Below are 15315 nucleotides of genomic sequence, written 5' to 3'. Positions count from 1 at the left end.
TCCCAAAGGAGAGCACAATGAAGATTCTTCGCCCGGCGACTGCCGCCGCGGCGTTGGGCGCCATCCTGCTGCTGGGGGCCTGCTTCGCCGGGCGCACAGCGACGCCGGCACCGGCCCCCTACACAGTCCCGTCAGTTCCTGCGACGGGGACCCCCACGCCGTCGCCCAAGGACCCAGCCGGCAACGCGGCTCCGCCGTCGACGGTTGCCCCGCCCGTTGTGCTGGCTCCGCCGTCGACCGTTGCCCCGCCCGTTGTGCCGGCTCCGCCACGGTACGCTGCGCCGCCCGCCCCGGCACCCATGATCCGGCCGCCGGCGCCCGCCCCGCGGCGCGTCGTTCCACCGGCGCCGCGGCCCATGGTTCCGCCGCCCGCCCGGGTGCCTGCCGGAAACGATCATGATGCCGACAACAACGGAGGACCGGACGACGGTGACGGCAACAGGTAGCAGCCACGGGGCGCTTGGGCCGGGCCCCGGCAGGGGGCTCCTGTTCGGGGTGCCGGCGGCGCTAGCGGCTTTGGCCCTCAGCGCGTGCGGCAGTCCGGCCGGGAACCAGACGGCGGCGCCTGCCTCCGGCCCCACCTCGTTCGCGTGGTTCCGTGCCGGACCGGCCCCGGCAGGATGGCAGCCGCTGGAGCTTCCGGACACCACAGCCGTGCTGGCCATCCCACCTGATGCCGCTCCCGTGCCGGGCGACCCCGGCAGCGTGTCCGCGACCGTCACCGCCCCCGACGGGGACCTCCAGATCTATCTCAACGCCACGCCGCAGCAGGGCGACGAGTCGCTGGCTAATTGGCCCGAATTCCGGCTGGCCCATCTCACGGGCGAGAACGCCGCATCCGCGAGCCGGCTGCAGTACCGCGCCGGAATGGGGTTCCGGGGAGGCACCGGTTCCTGCGTGGAAGACACCTATGTAACGCGGATCGGTGCCCACAAATACCGTGAAATTGCCTGCCTCGTTGCAGGAACCCGGGGAAGCAGCGTCCTGGTTGTGGCCACGCCGGCCGATTCCTGGGACCGCTTCAGCCCCGTGCTGCAGCAAGCGGTGGACGCGTATGCCCCCGAATAGGGGCACGGCCCCATCCCCATCGAGCAGGGTGGCCTGGACCGTCGAAGGAAGCCGGCTGGTCCTGGCCGGTTGGTTTAGTCACAGCGAAGGCGGGAGACTGGATCAACTCGATCACGAAAGTGGGAACCACATGATCAATCTCAAGCAAGACGCCGAGGGGTTCATCCGCATGAACCGGCACTTCCCGGAAAAATCGCTCATCAGCATCACGTTCACCGATGGCTCAGAACACGTCTATTCCGGGCACCGGCTCAACGGCATCTACGACAAGGCCCTGGCAGAGTACCGGGCGCAGAACCACCTGGATGCCAAGGGGTTCTCGCGGGCGCCCAGGAAAACGGTTCAGCCCGCGAACAAGATCGAATTCGTTCCGGTGCACGCCGGAATGGACCCGTAGCGGCGCCCCTGGCCACCCAACGTCCGCCTGGGCCGTTTGCCGCGGGCCCTGCCGGATCAGCCGACGCCAACCGCGCCCGGCCCGTGCGCCGGGCGGCGGAGGGCGCGGGCGCGGATCCGGAGGTCGTTGTCGTGCACCCGCCGGTCGACGCCGGGCACCGGAGTCGGAGTGCTTCTCGGCCGCGGAGCCGCCGGACTTGCCGGCGGCTCCGGGCACAGATCACTGATCAGCCCCATGCCGGCGTACTCGCGCACCGCGGTGATGCCGGCAACCGCTGCAGGCTTGTCCGCGAAGCCCTTTGACACGGCCAGTACTGCCCCGTCCGGTGCCCTGAGCCGAAACCTGAAGCAGGCATCGGCGTCAACGAAGAGTTCAAATGTGCCGGCCATGGCGATCCTCCCGATTCGCGGGCTCCCCGTCCGGACATCATTGCCACGGGGTGAAGGGGAAAGCGTCGCTGCTGCCCGCTGGTTTGGTTTGTCCCTGAGGCTGAACGGATGATGTCAGCCCGTCATTAAAGTCTCGCTGCGGCCGTGGAACGCCCACAAGGCAAGTCACGTAAATCCCAGGTAAATAAAAGCCAACAGCCGTGCGCGGGCAACCGCCGTCTGGGTCCGCCGCGGGCAGGAACACTGGCGCCTCCGCGGTACGCCTACAGGGGCGGCCAATGGTCGCGGCAGTAGCCACCGCGGCTGGCGCCGGAAGACCCTTGCGGGATGACGCGGTCCCAGGAGGGGGCGACGGCCTCGCTCCGCTCTGAAGGCTCGGCTGCCGCCGTGCGGCCTGCGTCGCCGGGAAACCAGGTCATGGCTGAATCGTTGGACAACGTACCCCCCATTGTTCTTGGCTGGAGGCGCACCGGCTCGCATTACGGACCGCCATGCGCCTCACGCAAGACTAACCGGGAGCACTGACACCAAAACAGGGACTTTGGACCGTATCGGCGAAAGGCCGCGGGCGCCTACCCGTGACCGCCCGCAGGCCGCCGCCAACGGCTTCCCGCCGCCCAACAGCCCGGAGCGACGGGCAGAAGTGTTTCATTCATTGGAAATGGAGGTCGCCGCGGCGGAGAATCAGGGGCAGTCTTGGGGGCAGCCCGCGCTCCACAGACAGGAAAGAAGGATGCGATGTCCCTCAGCGTTGAGGAAATGAACAAAGAGCTCCCGTTGGCGAATGTGCTGCCGGGCGACGCCGTCCCGTACTACATGGCGTCGGGCGAAGGCGCCCGATATGAGATCAACGGCCAGCTGGTCACGGTGATCGCCCGGGCGGCGGACACCGGCGGCATTTTCAGCGCCGCCTACATCTCCGGCGGCATGGGGGCCGAATCACCGTTTGCGAGCCACGCGGTGGAACACAAAACGCTGTATGTCTTCGACGGCATCCTGCACGTCTGGCTGCCGGGCGAAAGCCGCATCCTGACTCCCGGGGATTCCGTGGTGATCCCGCCGGGAACCCCGCACGCGTACCGGATGGCAAGCCACTACACCCGGTTCCTGAACTGGATGACCCCGGGCGGCGCCGAGGCCTACTACGAACGCGTCGGCACACCCATCGATTCGCACGTCCCTCCTGTCACCCCGGGCCGGAAGCCCAGCCTGCAGGAGTGCGCGGCGGTAGGAGCCGAATTCGGCATGACGTTCCCCGACGTCGAACGGGTGGCACCGTCTTTCCGGCAGGACGCCGGGCTGCCGGCGGCCCAGAGCCCGTACTTCCTCAGTGCCGGCGAGGGCGAGCGGATGGTCAGCTACCAGACCATGTTCACGTACCTGTCCCGGCCGGCGAACACGGGATCGAACTACTTCGCCGTCCACACCAAGGGTGCCAAGTCCCCCTACATTCCGCTGCACTTCCACGAACAGCACACGGAAAACTTCCTCTGCACCGAGGGCCGGATGTGGATCTACGCCAACGGCCGCGAAGTGCTGCTCACCAAGGGCGACTTCCTCCACGCCCCGGCCGGGACCATCCACTCCTTCGCCTTCGATTCCCACAACACCCAGATGGTCGGGTTCCTGACGCCGTCGGTCTTCAACGGCTTCTTCGAGTACTTCAACAAGCCCACGGAGGACTACATGTACACCGAGGGCGGCGAGCCCTACATGGACATGGAGGGCTTCGGCCGGGCCCAGGCCGAGATGGACCTGACCGTGGTGGGTCCCCCGCCGCAGCGCAGGGCTGCGCTGGACATCTAGCCGGACCGGGGCATCTGACCCGGTTTTCCGGTCCGGCTGCAGGTCCCACGCGAATGGCCCGGAACCCCCCGCGGAGGGTTCCGGGCCAATCGCGTCTGTGGATGGCTTGTCAGCGGTTCATGATGCGTGCAGAGCCTGGCGCACCAGCTCGCGCCCGTAGTCGTTGCCGTTCGGGGTGCGCAGCACCGTGTGCATGTGGAACGGGGCCGGGGTGTCGTTGCTGAGGAAGACGCCTGTGTGGTGGTCCAGTTCCATGACCAGCACGGGGCTTTGCAGTCGGAAGTAGAAGGCGTCCTGCGCCTCCCATCCGCCGATCCAGCAGAACCAGGTTTCGTCCCAGTGGGCCGCGATCTCCCGCCGGCGGGCGGTCCGCGGCCCGTCGGGGAGGAACGCGATGAAGTCTGCCACGAGCTCGTCCAGGATCGCGCGTGCCGCGGCGGGCATCGCGTTGACCGGGATGCCCTCGTAGGGAATCACGCGGTTGTCCTGGAAGCAGCCGGCCAGGTGCCGTTCGTCCCCGGGGTGCAGCCTGCCCTCCGGCATGGCCGGGTCCTGCATGTCCGCGAAAAGCGTGGCCTCGTCCCGCAGCGGCCCGGGCAGGGATTGCATCAGGCGCCGCGCCAGGGCGATCCGCTCCTTGAAAACGGCCACGCCCTGGTGCGGGCCGGCGTCGATGACGTCCGGTTCGGCGCCGAGGAACACCGGCGAGACCACCAGCTGGGTCCCGGCCACCAGGACGTTGAGCGCCACGTGGTGGCCGAAGAGCTGCCAGCCCCACGGGGCCGTCTCCGACGGGTCACCGTAGAGGGCGAAGTTGTAGCTGAACTCGTTCATCAGCTCCGGCAGCTCCACCAGGCCGCCCAGGAATCCATTGATCCGCATCAGGTTCCGGACCAGCCCGTAGCCGGCCGGACTCAGGCTCGCCGCAACGATAGCCAGGATCTGTTCGCGCACGCCCTGGTCCAGCTCGTCCAGGCGCAGGCCCGTGTCATGCTGCAGGAATTCCGGGTTGGCCCAGCTCTGCCATTCGTGCGCGTCCACCCCGTACCGGAGCTGTTCGGCCTGGGCCGGCGTGAGTCGTGCCAGCAGGTCCCGGGCGGCGGCTGTCATGGCGGCCGCCGGCGCCTCCTCCCCCGCCGGTGCCGGTTCAAGGGGGTACAGCCCGGCCCGGTGGACACCGTCGCTGGTCACCCCGGTGAAAGGCTCGGGGTATTGGGCGGCCCAGCCCTGGATCATGGGACCCGCGAAGGGATCGGTCTTTGCCGCCTCGGCATAGCCGCGGGCATCCAGGCCACGGATCTGCGCCACCCGCGGATGGTCGGGCGGGTAGAGATAGTCACGGAAGGACGGCACGGACACGTGTTCTCCTGTCGGGGTCTTCGGATGGTGTTGCCAGCGGCCAGCCGGCGGCAACGCCAATGGCCGCGGCGGCCCCCGCGGGGTCGGTCCCCCGCCAGGCGACGTGCTGGTCCGGGCGGACCAGCACCGCGGCGGCCTGCCAGTGCGTGGTCATCGGGGTTCCGTGCTGATCGGGTCCGACGTCGACGACGGACAGCGGGATCTTGTGGATCGCGGCGGCGGCCAGGACCGCCGCGTAGGCCTGTCCGGCGGCCGCGCCGCCCAGGCTGTCGCGGTCCACCAGGAGGGCGAAGCCGGTGTCCAGCAGGTCATAGAGCGACGTTGTCGCGTCGAGCCAGGCGTGCGGCAGCAGCGATCCCGGGCTGGCGGAGGGGACGTAGCTGACGGGGTCCTCGGCGGGGACGGGCAGTCCATCCGGGACCACCAGAGGCGAGGAGCCGTACGTGTAGCCCAGCACCAGTCCCAGCGAGTCGAACTCGCTTTGTTTGACGGCCAGCGCCTCCTTGGCGACCCGCCGGGCTGCCTCGCCGTCCGCATCCGCCCGACCCAGGGCCGGGTCCGCGAAGTGGTAGGCCAGCGACTTCCCGTTGGCGGCGGCGTCGCGGATGGTCCGGGCCGCGACGGGCCGGCGCTCCAGCTCGTAGCTGCCGGGCAGGGCCGGGCCGGCCCAGCCCGCCAGGGCGGCGGCGATCTTCCAGGCCAGGTTGGCGGCGTCGCCGATGCACGTGTTGAACCCGTGCCCGCCCCAGGGCGGATTCAGGTGCGCCGCGTCCCCGACCAGGAACACGCCGTCGTGCCCGTATCCCGGGGCGAGCAGCATGCGGGCCGTCCAGGGGTCGGTGGCGATGACCTCGACGTCGACGTCGGCCCCGACGAGCGAACGGACCAGGCGTCCGGCGTCGGGTGATGCGCTGCCGTCCACGCCCTGGATGATGGCCCACCAGGTGCTGCCGAGGTCCAGCCGCCCCACCATGCCCGAAACCTCGGGCCCCAGGACCCAGTATTGGACGGCCGGGTCCAGGGTGATCGCGGCGGCGAGGGTGTCGGAACGGAACAGGACACTGATGTTGGAGAGCTCGGCGGAGCCCCCGGCGAGGCGGATGTTCAGCCGGCGGCGCACGGTGGAGGAACCGCCGTCGGCCGCGGCGACGAAGCTGCAGTCCACGGCCTTGCGCCGCCCGGTTGCGTCGGACACCGCCACGCGCGAGCCGAAGCGCGGCCGGCCCGGGCCCGGCGTGCCGCCGCCCTGGTTGATGTCCAGGTCTTCCACGCTCAGGCCGGTCAGCAGCGTGATGAGTGGGGATTCGGCGGCGGCCTCCCGCAGCACGGCCTCCATGACGGGCTGCGGGACCTGCTGCCCGCATTCCGGCTGGGGACCATACCGGCCAGGGACGAGCTGGAAGGCCTGGCGGAACCGGGTGACTTCGTGGCCGGTGAGGGCGGAGCAGAAGATGACGTCCTGGGCGTAGGAGACCGGCAGCGGCGCGGCGTCGCGGAGTTTGTCGGCAAGCCCGAGGCGGCGCAGGTGCGTCATGGTGCGGGCGTTCGTGGTCTTGGCGCGCGGCCGGTCCTGGTCAATGGTGGTCCTCGGCTCGATGACGAGGCTGTGGATGCCGCGGTGCGCCAGGTCCAGGGCCAGGAACAGCCCGCTGGGTCCTCCGCCGGCGATCAGCACCGGCACCCGCTCCGGCAGGTCGCCGAGGGCCGCGTTGTTGACGGCCGTCATCAGGCCCGTGCCCGCAGTGACGGGCCGCCCACGGGCGTGGTGAGCGTTCCCAGGGTGTCGATTTCCACTTCGACCGTGTCGCCGGGCTGCAGGAGCCACGGCGGGGTCCGGACGTAGCCGACCCCCTCCGGGGTTCCCGTGGCAATGACGTCACCGGGATGCAGGGTCATCGTCTGGCTGATCAGGGCGATGATGGCCGGGACGGAGAAGATCATGTCCCGGGTGTTGCCGTTCTGGACCTCGGTGCCGTTGACACGGGTCCGGACCTGCAATCCCTCGCGAAGGTCCCCGGCCTCGTCGCGGCTGACCAGCGGGCCGAGGGGGCCGCTGAAGTCGCCGTTCTTTCCCAGGGTCCACTGGGCGGTGAGCTTTTGGGCCCGCCGCGCGGTGAGGTCGTTGAAGGCGGAGTAGCCGAAGACGGCTTCCGCGGCGGTGGCCTCGTCCGCGGATTCGACCCGCCGGCCCACGTAGGCGGCGACTTCGCCTTCCCAGTCCAGCCCGGCCTCGCCCGCGGGCACCGGCGCGGGGACATTGCCGACCGAAAGGGACGCGGTCCACCGGCCGAACAGCGTGGGGTATTCGGGCACGGAGAAGGAACCCTCAGCGGCGTGGGCGCGGTAGTTCAATCCCACGCAGATCACGCGGGCGGTGGGCGGGACCAGCGGGACTTCGGTGACGTCCGCCCGGTTCAGCGACGCGCCGCCGGCCGTCAGGGACAGGGACTTTTCCTGCCAGCCGGCGGCATCCGCCCAGAAATCCTGGACCGGAGCCAGCGGGTAGACCCGGCTGTCGGCCAGGGCCGCAACCCAGGCCGCGCCGTCGTGGGTGATGCCGATGTACTGCATGTGAAGGGCCTTTCAGGTTCCGCCCGGACGGGCGCGGTGAGGGAAGTGGTGATCGTGGAAAATTGGCACGGCAAAGCTGCCCTGGTCAGGCCGAGGCCTGCACTGGCTTCGCGGGGACGGGTCTGTCAGGGGAGGTGGGCCTGGCGGAGGAAGAAGTCGACGGTGGCATCCATGGCCTTCTCCGCGGCCGCCTGGCTGTGATCGGGCAGTACCCACATGTGGTCCGCGTCCTCGATCAGGAGCAGTTCGACGTCGGTACCGACGGCTTCCAGCGCCGCCGCGAGGGACGTCGACTGGGCCGGCGGGACGAAGCGGTCGGCGGTCCCGTGGACCAGGAGGAAGGGCGGCGCCGCCGGGGTCACATGGCCCATGGGGCTGGCGGCAGCGGCCTTGCCGGGGGCCTCAGCCAGCACCGCTCCGATGAGCAGTTCTTCGCGTGAGGCGGGGTCGTCGGCACGGGCGACGGCGTTGGGCAGGCTTTGTTCGGCCATCGTGGCCAGGTCCGCGGGCGCGTACCAGGCTGCCACGGCAGCGACCGCGGCGTCGCCGGTGTCGCCAGGGGTGAGCCCCACGAGGCTGGCGAGATGCCCGCCCGCGGAGTCGCCCCACGCGAAGATCCGGTCAGGATCCACGCGGAACTCCGCCGCATGGTTCCGAAGCCAGTCCACGGCGGCCTTCGCGTCCTCCAGCTGCGCCGGGAACTGGGCGGCCGTACTGAGCCGGTAGTCCGCGGAGACCACTACGAAGCCTGCGTCCGTTAGCCGCCGGAACGGGCTGAAGCCGAAGCCGTCCAGGACCGGGCCGAGGGAGGATCGCTCCCCCGTCCGCCAGCCGCCGCCGTGGAAGTGCACGATGGCGGGGAACAGTTTCGGGGACGGCCCTTCGGCGGGGTGTTCTTCGGCGGCGGGGAGGTAGACGTCCAGCAGCAGGGGTTCGGCGCCCCCGGGGCAGGCGAACTCGATCCCGTCCAGGATCTGTTCTGCTGTCATCGTCGGCTCCATCTGCTGCTGGCCGGCCTCTCGAGGTGTTCCGGCGTCTGAATCAAGGGTGTCGGATACCGGGCCGTGCCGGCACCGGGCATTTCAATCATTGGAACGGCTTTGCCTCCACCAGGGCCCGGGCCAGGAAGGCGAGGCCGTCCTGCACGATCCTAAGCCCCGCGGAATGGTTGAGATAGCCGTGGACGGCACCGGCTTCGAGGCGGAAGTCGACGTCGGTTCCGGCACGCCGGAGTTCTGCCGCGAACGCCTCTGCCGAGTGCCGCAGGTCGTCGTATTCGCATGCGATGATCGCCGCGGGGGGCAGCCCGGAGGGGTCCGCGTTGCCGGGCATGGCATAGGAGGACGCCATGGCGACAGGACCGCCGATGTAGTTCTCCACAAGGGCGCGGCAGTCATCGGCAGTGAAGCGCAGCAGCCGCGGAAGCCCCTCGAGCACGCCGGCTACGTCCGGCGCCGGGACGGAACCGGGCCCGGCGCCGGATCCGGATTCGGAACTGGAAGCGGTGCTGGAACCGGTGTTGGATCCGGTGCTGGGCGCTGGCAGGTCGGCGTGCAGGAACGGGTACGCGAGCAGCAGTTTGGCCGGCAGCGGCAGGCCGGCGTCCTTGAGGAAGAGCGCGGCCCCGACGGCGAGATTGCCGCCCGCGCTGGCGCCGCCCAGGCACACGCGGTCGGGGTCGGCGCCCAGCTCCGCGGCGTGCTCCACGGTCCAGAGCCAGGCGGCCAGGACGTCCTCGTGCGGGACGGGGAAGTGGACGCCGTCGCGGGCCAGCCGGTAGTCCACGGACACCACCACGCCGCCGCTGCGGGCGGCGACTTCCCGGGCGAGCTGGTCCGCTTCGCGCATCTCCGGCCCGCCGCCGGCAAATCCCCCGCCGTGCATCCACACGAGCGCGGGACCGTCATGGCCCGGGGCGCCGCCGTAGACCCTGACAGGGACGGTCCCGTTCGGACCGCGCGCCCCGGTTTCCCGGAAACGGACGGCTGGAGCCTGGTAGGGCACGGCACCGCCGCTGAAGGCCTCGAGCCGGTCCAGGCCGCCGGGCTGGCCCAGGAGGTCAGTGATCGAGCCCGCTCCGGCCAGGTGGTGCAGGGCGCCGGCCAGGTCCGGGTCCAGGCTCATGGCCGGGACCCGGTCGCGGTCCGTGCCCAGGCCAGCGGAGCCCCCAAGTCGACACTGTCAACCGTGTCGGCAGAGTCGGCAGTGTCGGCAGTGCCGGCAGCGTTGGCAGTGCCGGCAGCGGCCCCGGCCGCGCCGGCGCGTCCGGACCGGGGCAGGGACAGTCCATGGCCAAAGCGGAAGACGGGGTCCTCGGTGTCGAACGGCATGTCTTCCCGGGAGGCTTCGACGGCGGCCATGGACCGCGGGAGGTCGAACGGCAGACGGCCTTCCGGCACGGCACGCCCGGTGAGGATGTCCGCCAGGGCATCGGAGTCGGATCCGTAGTTGGCCAGCAGGGCCGCGGCGTGGTCGGCGAGTTCGGGCAGGACGGCGGGCCGTTCCAGGTTGATGTCGATGACCGTGGGGACGGCCCGGCAGATGGCGGTGACGCGTTCGATCTCCTCCGGCGCGAAGGCCAGGTTGCCGCAGTGGAAGAAGGATTCGAAGCCCTCGCCGCGGACTTCGAACGGGGTCCGCAGCCGGAGGATGGCGAGGTCCGCGGCCTCCGGCGTCGGAACCGGGATGAAGCCCGGCCCCAGGTCCGCGGCCGTGATGCCTTCGAGGTAGACCCTGGCGCCGGCGGCGAGCGGCAGGACGGGGCCGCCGTCGACGTCCTTGTTGGCCAGGAGCGTGTAGGAGCGGCGCTGCATGGCCCGGCCCGCGGCGCGGAACTGCGGAGTCCCCACTGCGGAGTCGGAGGCGGCCGCGTCCACGAGGGGGTTCTCGAAGAGCCCCAGGAGGAACTTCTCCTCCAGCAGTTTGCGGACGGAGACGTCGAGCCGGTCTTCGCTGAGCTTGCCCGCCCGGACGGCGCCGGTCAGGAGGTCGACGCAGCTTTCGCCGCCGATCTGGTCCACGCCGGCGTCCAGCGCCTTGAGCAGCCGTTCCTGCGGTGTCAGGTGTTCCACTCCCCAGGCCCTGGCCGGGAACACCCTGCCAAAGATGTCGCCGTCGGTGAGGATGCCCCAGTCCGAGCAGACGATCCCGCCGAAGCCGAGTTCTTCGCGCAGGAGTTCCGTGAGGATGCGCTTGTTGAAGGCGAAGCCCACTTCCTCGTATTCCGTGCCGACCGGCATGCCGTAGTACGGCATGACCTGCCGTGTGCCGGCGGCGACGGCGGACCGGAAGGGCAGCAGGTGATAGTCGAAGTTGCCGCCGGGATAGACCTGTTCGCGGCCGTAGCTGAAGTGCGGGTCCTCGCCGTCGAGCTGGGGGCCGCCGCCGGGGAAATGCTTGGTCATGGTGGACACGGACGCCGTCCCGAACGCGTCGCCCTGGAAGCCGCGGACGTAGGCGCCCACCAGCTCCGCCGCGAGCTCGGCGCTCTCACCGAACGTGGCCGCGCCGCGGGACCAGCGCGGTTCGGTGAAGACGTCCACCTGCGGGTGCAGGGCGGCCCGGATGCCGACGGCGAGATACTCCTGCCGGGCGATATCGGCGAACTCTTCCACGGCGTCGGGGTCTCCGACGGCGGCGAAGCCGAGCGCCTCGGGCCACTGCGAGAACGGCCCGGCCAGGGCCCCGGTGCCGGGGTTGTCCGTGTAGGCGTGGCGCGGGTCCGTGGAGAGCGTGACGGGGATGCCCCAGCCGGTGTCCAGGGCGAGACGTTGGATGCTGTTGTGCCATTCGGCGAGTTCCCTGGCCTGGGTTGCGGCGCCGATGATGTTGAAGTGGTTCATCCGGCGCCCGCCGATCAGCTCCACGGCCGGGCCGGTGCCGAGCGCGAACGGCAGCGCGCCGTGGAACATCAGGCCCGCCTTGTCCTCGAGCGAGAGCCGGGAGAGCAGGTCCTGGACGCGTTGCCCGACCGGCAAAGTGGCGTCCTGGTACGGGTACCGGGCGGTGGCGGGGGTCATGGCTGGCTCAATTCGTTGGAGAGGAAGGTGATGGCGGTATCCAGGATGCTGTCGATCCGGTCTTCTGCGCCGAAGAAGCAGTGGTCGGCGCCCTCGATGACGACGACGTCGTTGCGGACGCCGGCGGCGCTGAGGGCCTGCGCGAGGAGCTCGCTCTGGGACAGGGGCACGAGGGCGTCGCTGTCGCCGTGGATCAGCAGGAACGGCGGCGCCCCGGCGCTGACGTGGCCGAGCGGACTCGCGGCCGCCAGCCGGTCCGGGTCGCTGGAACCGCCAACGAGCATGGGTCCCGGTTCCATGCTCATGCCTGCCGGAACGGCGGCCACCATGGGTCCGGTGAGGAGGCCGGCCGGGAGCTGCATCGGGGGCATGAGGGGCAGCGAGGACACGCCGTAGAAGTCCACGACGGCGCTGACGGCACTGGAGTGTCCCTGCGCCCCGAGTCCGCCCTCGAGGTCTTCCCGGCTGCCGGTCAGACCCAGCAGCGCGGCCAGGTGGCCGCCGGCCGATTCGCCCCAGGCGCCAAAGCGTTCCGGATCGATCCGCAGCTCCTGTGCGTGCGCGCGGAGGTAGCGGACCGCCGCTTTCAGGTCATGCAGCTGGGCCGGGAAGGCGGCTTCGAGGGCCAGCCGGTAGTCGACGGTGGCGCAGGCGATCCCCGCCGCGTTGAGCCGGGAAAAGACGGAGTCCGCGGGGAACGTGGGCGGCAGCTCACGGCGATCCCCCAGCTGGAAGGCGCCGCCGTGGACCCACAGCACCAGCGGAACCGGCCGCGGCACCGGACCCCCGGCCGTCCGCGGAAGCCAGATGTCCATGCTCAGCGGCCGGAACCCGACGGTCCGGGCGTAGCTGACTTCGCGGTGTACCGCGGAGACCTCAGATACCTGCACGGCCGTGCCCGGGCCGTCGAAGGCAGGGAACGCCGGTAACGCTGGACCAGAAGGCGGGCCGTCCTTCCCTGCGGCGGCGTCGGGGCTTGCCTCGGTGTCAGTCGTTGGGGATTCGATAAAGGTCATGGTGCGCTCCTGGTGAGGTGGGGCAGGGATGCCGGGACGGCCGGGCCGTACGGGACGGAGAAGGTGTGCGTTCCGGGCCCGACGACGGCCCCCGCCCGGCCGGGCAGGCGGACTTCGGCGCTGGTGCCGGCCGGGACGACGGCGTTCAGGGTCAGCCCGCCGTCGTCGATCCGCCAGCTGGCCGCAACCAGGCCCTGGGGGCCGCGGTGGGATGTGCTGGCGGATGAGAGGCCGGCGCCCGGGCGCGGTTCGATGATGATTTGTTCGTAGGCCGCGCTCCCCGGCGCCTGCCGGAGTCCGGCGGTGTAGCGGTGCAGGAAGGACACCACGGCGCCCTTGCTGTAGTGGTTCAGGGACTGCTGCGCTGTGCCGTCCGGGCCGATGCCGTTCCAGGCTTCCCACATGGTGGTCGCGCCGCGGTCCACCATCACCAGCCAGGACGGTTCGGTGTCCTGCATGAGCAGCTCATAGGCCAGGTCAAGGTGGCCGTTGTCGGCAAGGACCGGCAACAGGTCTGCGGTGGCGAGGAACCCGGTGCCCAGGTGGGTGCCGGCGTCCCGGATGAGGCCGGCCAGTTGCGCCGCGACCGCCGGCCGGTGCTCGTCGGCGACAAGGCCGAAGGCGAGTGCCCGGACACAGTTTGCCTGGCTGGCGTCGAACAGTTGCCCGGTGTCATTGACGTATTCGCGGGCCCAGGCGTCGCGGACATTGGCGGACAGCTCTGCCAGGGCGGCGGCCTCCGTGTCCTTGCCCAGGACGGCGGCGATCCCGGCCATGATGGCGGAGGAGTGCCGGTAGTAGGCGGTGGCCACGATGCCGTGGTCGGCGGACCTGGCCGCGAACAGGTCCGGTTCCGGCCCGTCGGGTTCGAGCCATTCACCCCAGTGGAAGCCGGTGTCCCAGAGGAACTGCTCGTGTGGTTCCGGCGTGGGTCGGGTGGCGGCCCGGGCCGGGTGCCGGCCGTGAACGGCCGTGCTGCGGATGAACCCGAGCCAGCGGTTCATGGCCTCCCAGTTCTGTTCCAGGATGGCCGTGTCACCCGTGGCCCGGTAGATCTCCCACGGCACCAGGACGATCGCGTCTCCCCAGCCGGCCGAGCCGTTGACAAAGGCCATGTGATCGGCCGCGGTGGCGTCCGGGCCCGGCGACGGCGAAATGTTGACGACCACTCCGTTGTCCCACTGATCAGCCCGGACATCGTTGAGCCACTTCCGGGAGAAGCCGGCAACGTCGAAGAGGTAGGCCGCGGTGGGCACGAACACCTGCCAGTCCCCGGTCCAGCCGGCTTTCTCCCGCTGCGGGCAGTCCGTGGGGACCTCGCAGGCGTTGCCTCGGAAGCTCCACTCGACGATCCCGTGCAGCGTGTTGAGCCGGTCATCGCTGCAGCTGAACGTGCCCAGGCGTTCGAGGTCGGTCTGGACCATCCGGCCCACGAGATCCCCCGGTTCCAGCGGGTCCGCCAGCCCGCGGATCGAAACGTACCGGAAGCCGTGCGTCGTGTGGCGCGGCTCGAAAATTTCGCCGGGCGCGCCGGAGGACACCACGGAGTCGATCTGCCCGGCGGACAGGAACTGGCCCGGGTTGCGGAAATCGTGCGGCCGCAGGTGCTCCTGCGTGACCTCGCCCGCGTCGTCCAGGGCTTCGCCGTACACCAGCGTCACGGCGTGGCCCGGGGCGCCGAGCCGGGTCAGGCGCACCCAGCCGTTGATGTTCTGGCCCAGGTCCACCACCTGGTGGCCGCTGGCCAGCCCGGTGACGGACACCGGGGCGATGTCCTCCACGGCGCGGGTGGGCGGTGCGACGGGACCCGTCAGGGTTTCGAAGCTGCCGTCACGGAGCACAGCGTGCCCGCGACGGTTTCCGGAGCGAACGCCTGCGGCACGGAAGTCGACACGCTGCCCGGCCATGAGGTCCGCGCTGACAATTTCGGACGGCTCCACCAGCCAGGTGTCATCGGTCCCGACCACCGTCCGACCCGCCGCGGATGCCAGCTCGATCTGTACCAGCAGCGCCGTCGTGGTTCCGTACATGTCGGCGTCGCGCGTGTACCCGAACGTGCCGCGGTACCAGCCGTCGGTGAGGACGCCCGTGACGGTGTTGCTGCCGGTCTGCAGCAGCGTTCCGACGTCGAACGTCTGGACTTGCAGGGTGCTGTGGTAGCTCGTGGAGCCCGGGGTGAGCTCCTGGTCGCCTACCCGGTGGCCGTTGATGAAGAGCTCGTAGATCCCGTGGGCGGTGGCGTACGCCCGGGCCGAGTCCGGGACCGCGTCCAGCTCGAAAGTGGTGGACAGTGCGTAGCCCGGGCGCTCGCCGGCCGCGGGGATGGCGGCCTCGCGCGGGCCGATCCATTGTGCGGCCCAGTCGGCGGGGTGCAGCAGGCCCAGTTCGACCGGCATCGGGTCCGCCCACCTTGAGGCTGACTCGCTGCCGTCCGCGGCAAGGTCCCAGGTCCGCACGGTCCATTCAAAGTGGTCCCGGGAGCCCAGCGCCGCGCCGCCGTAGGGCACCAGGCGGTGGGTTCCCGATTCCACCCGGCCGGTGTCCCAGCCGTTGCTGGCGGTGATCTGGTAGGCGCTCTGCCGCACCGTCCCCTCCGGCGGGATCCAGCTGAGCCGGGGACGGGTGGTGGTGATGCCGAAGGCCTCGCTGAGGTGCTCAACGCGCAGGTGTGTGGGCTGGTTCACGGCTGC

At 70.4% G+C, this 15315-nt stretch carries 14 protein-coding genes; 4 read left to right on the top strand and 10 right to left on the bottom strand.

Annotation, left to right across the window (positions count from 1 at the left end):
- Positions 1-17: 17 nt before the first annotated feature.
- The 3 genes from AC1DKN_RS13035 to AC1DKN_RS13025 all read left to right on the top strand — a co-directional run bounded on the left by AC1DKN_RS13035 (position 18) and on the right by AC1DKN_RS13025 (position 1465).
- Entirely contained in the window at positions 18-446 is a 429-nt protein-coding gene (locus AC1DKN_RS13035; RefSeq protein WP_476871502.1) for a hypothetical protein, read from the top strand.
- Positions 397-1068, top strand: coding sequence for a hypothetical protein (locus AC1DKN_RS13030; RefSeq protein ID WP_476871501.1), 672 nt, complete (start codon positions 397-399; stop codon positions 1066-1068). The genes AC1DKN_RS13035 and AC1DKN_RS13030 overlap by 50 nt, the downstream gene beginning before the upstream one ends.
- Before the next feature lie 130 nt (positions 1069-1198).
- A complete protein-coding gene (locus AC1DKN_RS13025) occupies positions 1199-1465 on the top strand; it encodes a hypothetical protein (RefSeq protein WP_476871500.1) in 267 nt (88 codons plus the stop codon).
- Between the two features lie 56 nt (positions 1466-1521).
- Here the strand turns inward: AC1DKN_RS13025 and AC1DKN_RS13020 are convergent, their stop codons facing one another.
- Together AC1DKN_RS13020 and AC1DKN_RS13015 are read right to left on the bottom strand one after the other, a co-directional pair.
- On the bottom strand, positions 1522-1854 hold the full coding sequence (locus AC1DKN_RS13020) for a YegP family protein (RefSeq protein WP_028276773.1): 333 nt from the start codon (positions 1852-1854) through the stop codon (positions 1522-1524).
- A gap of 263 nt (positions 1855-2117) precedes the next feature.
- Positions 2118-2273, bottom strand: a complete 156-nt coding sequence (locus tag AC1DKN_RS13015; protein WP_476871499.1) for a hypothetical protein — start codon at positions 2271-2273, stop codon at positions 2118-2120.
- Between the two features lie 319 nt (positions 2274-2592).
- Between AC1DKN_RS13015 and AC1DKN_RS13010 the strand changes: the two genes are divergently transcribed.
- Positions 2593-3660: a quercetin 2,3-dioxygenase gene (locus AC1DKN_RS13010; protein WP_476871498.1), complete on the top strand. Its 1068-nt coding sequence runs from the start codon at positions 2593-2595 to the stop codon at positions 3658-3660.
- 117 nt (positions 3661-3777) lie between these two features.
- Here the strand turns inward: AC1DKN_RS13010 and AC1DKN_RS13005 are convergent, their stop codons facing one another.
- The 8 genes from AC1DKN_RS13005 to AC1DKN_RS12970 all read right to left on the bottom strand — a co-directional run bounded on the left by AC1DKN_RS13005 (position 3778) and on the right by AC1DKN_RS12970 (position 15309).
- On the bottom strand, positions 3778-5019 hold the full coding sequence (locus tag AC1DKN_RS13005) for a DUF3500 domain-containing protein (RefSeq protein ID WP_476849553.1): 1242 nt from the start codon (positions 5017-5019) through the stop codon (positions 3778-3780).
- Positions 4997-6745 (bottom strand): FAD-dependent monooxygenase, encoded by a 1749-nt coding sequence (locus AC1DKN_RS13000; protein ID WP_476858652.1) that lies wholly within the window; start codon positions 6743-6745, stop codon positions 4997-4999. Before AC1DKN_RS13000 ends, AC1DKN_RS13005 begins: the two co-directional genes overlap by 23 nt.
- Positions 6745-7590 (bottom strand): fumarylacetoacetate hydrolase family protein, encoded by an 846-nt coding sequence (locus AC1DKN_RS12995; protein ID WP_476871497.1) that lies wholly within the window; start codon positions 7588-7590, stop codon positions 6745-6747. The genes AC1DKN_RS13000 and AC1DKN_RS12995 overlap by 1 nt, the downstream gene beginning before the upstream one ends.
- Before the next feature lie 125 nt (positions 7591-7715).
- Positions 7716-8579: an alpha/beta hydrolase fold domain-containing protein gene (locus AC1DKN_RS12990; protein ID WP_476871496.1), complete on the bottom strand. Its 864-nt coding sequence runs from the start codon at positions 8577-8579 to the stop codon at positions 7716-7718.
- A gap of 97 nt (positions 8580-8676) precedes the next feature.
- Positions 8677-9714 (bottom strand): alpha/beta hydrolase fold domain-containing protein, encoded by a 1038-nt coding sequence (locus tag AC1DKN_RS12985; protein WP_476871495.1) that lies wholly within the window; start codon positions 9712-9714, stop codon positions 8677-8679.
- Positions 9711-11609 carry a glycoside hydrolase family 3 protein gene (locus AC1DKN_RS12980; RefSeq protein WP_476871494.1) on the bottom strand — a complete coding sequence of 633 codons (1899 nt, stop codon included), beginning with the start codon at positions 11607-11609 and terminating at the stop codon, positions 9711-9713. The genes AC1DKN_RS12985 and AC1DKN_RS12980 overlap by 4 nt, the downstream gene beginning before the upstream one ends.
- A complete protein-coding gene (locus AC1DKN_RS12975; RefSeq protein WP_476871493.1) occupies positions 11606-12625 on the bottom strand; it encodes an alpha/beta hydrolase fold domain-containing protein in 1020 nt (339 codons plus the stop codon). Before AC1DKN_RS12975 ends, AC1DKN_RS12980 begins: the two co-directional genes overlap by 4 nt.
- Entirely contained in the window at positions 12622-15309 is a 2688-nt protein-coding gene (locus AC1DKN_RS12970; RefSeq protein WP_476871492.1) for a family 78 glycoside hydrolase catalytic domain, read from the bottom strand. Before AC1DKN_RS12970 ends, AC1DKN_RS12975 begins: the two co-directional genes overlap by 4 nt.
- Between the last annotated feature and the right edge of the window lie 6 nt (positions 15310-15315).

This window comes from Arthrobacter sp. 01N444 (assembly GCF_056399305.1).
This window is presented reverse-complemented; position numbering and strand designations above follow the sequence as displayed.

What these genes read in the sequence shown, in the direction of transcription:
- AC1DKN_RS13035 (WP_476871502.1), top strand. Translation starts at nt 18, where the DNA reads ATGAAGATTCTTCGCCCGGCGACTGCCGCCGCGGCGTTGGGCGCCATC.
- AC1DKN_RS13030 (WP_476871501.1), top strand. Translation starts at nt 397, where the DNA reads ATGATGCCGACAACAACGGAGGACCGGACGACGGTGACGGCAACAGGT.
- AC1DKN_RS13025 (WP_476871500.1), top strand. Translation starts at nt 1,199, where the DNA reads ATGATCAATCTCAAGCAAGACGCCGAGGGGTTCATCCGCATGAACCGG.
- AC1DKN_RS13020 (WP_028276773.1), bottom strand. Translation starts at nt 1,854, where the DNA reads ATGGCCGGCACATTTGAACTCTTCGTTGACGCCGATGCCTGCTTCAGG.
- AC1DKN_RS13015 (WP_476871499.1), bottom strand. Translation starts at nt 2,273, where the DNA reads ATGACCTGGTTTCCCGGCGACGCAGGCCGCACGGCGGCAGCCGAGCCT.
- AC1DKN_RS13010 (WP_476871498.1), top strand. Translation starts at nt 2,593, where the DNA reads ATGTCCCTCAGCGTTGAGGAAATGAACAAAGAGCTCCCGTTGGCGAAT.
- AC1DKN_RS13000 (WP_476858652.1), bottom strand. Translation starts at nt 6,745, where the DNA reads ATGACGGCCGTCAACAACGCGGCCCTCGGCGACCTGCCGGAGCGGGTG.
- AC1DKN_RS12995 (WP_476871497.1), bottom strand. Translation starts at nt 7,590, where the DNA reads ATGCAGTACATCGGCATCACCCACGACGGCGCGGCCTGGGTTGCGGCC.
- AC1DKN_RS12990 (WP_476871496.1), bottom strand. Translation starts at nt 8,579, where the DNA reads ATGACAGCAGAACAGATCCTGGACGGGATCGAGTTCGCCTGCCCCGGG.
- AC1DKN_RS12985 (WP_476871495.1), bottom strand. Translation starts at nt 9,714, where the DNA reads ATGAGCCTGGACCCGGACCTGGCCGGCGCCCTGCACCACCTGGCCGGA.
- AC1DKN_RS12980 (WP_476871494.1), bottom strand. Translation starts at nt 11,609, where the DNA reads ATGACCCCCGCCACCGCCCGGTACCCGTACCAGGACGCCACTTTGCCG.
- AC1DKN_RS12975 (WP_476871493.1), bottom strand. Translation starts at nt 12,625, where the DNA reads ATGACCTTTATCGAATCCCCAACGACTGACACCGAGGCAAGCCCCGAC.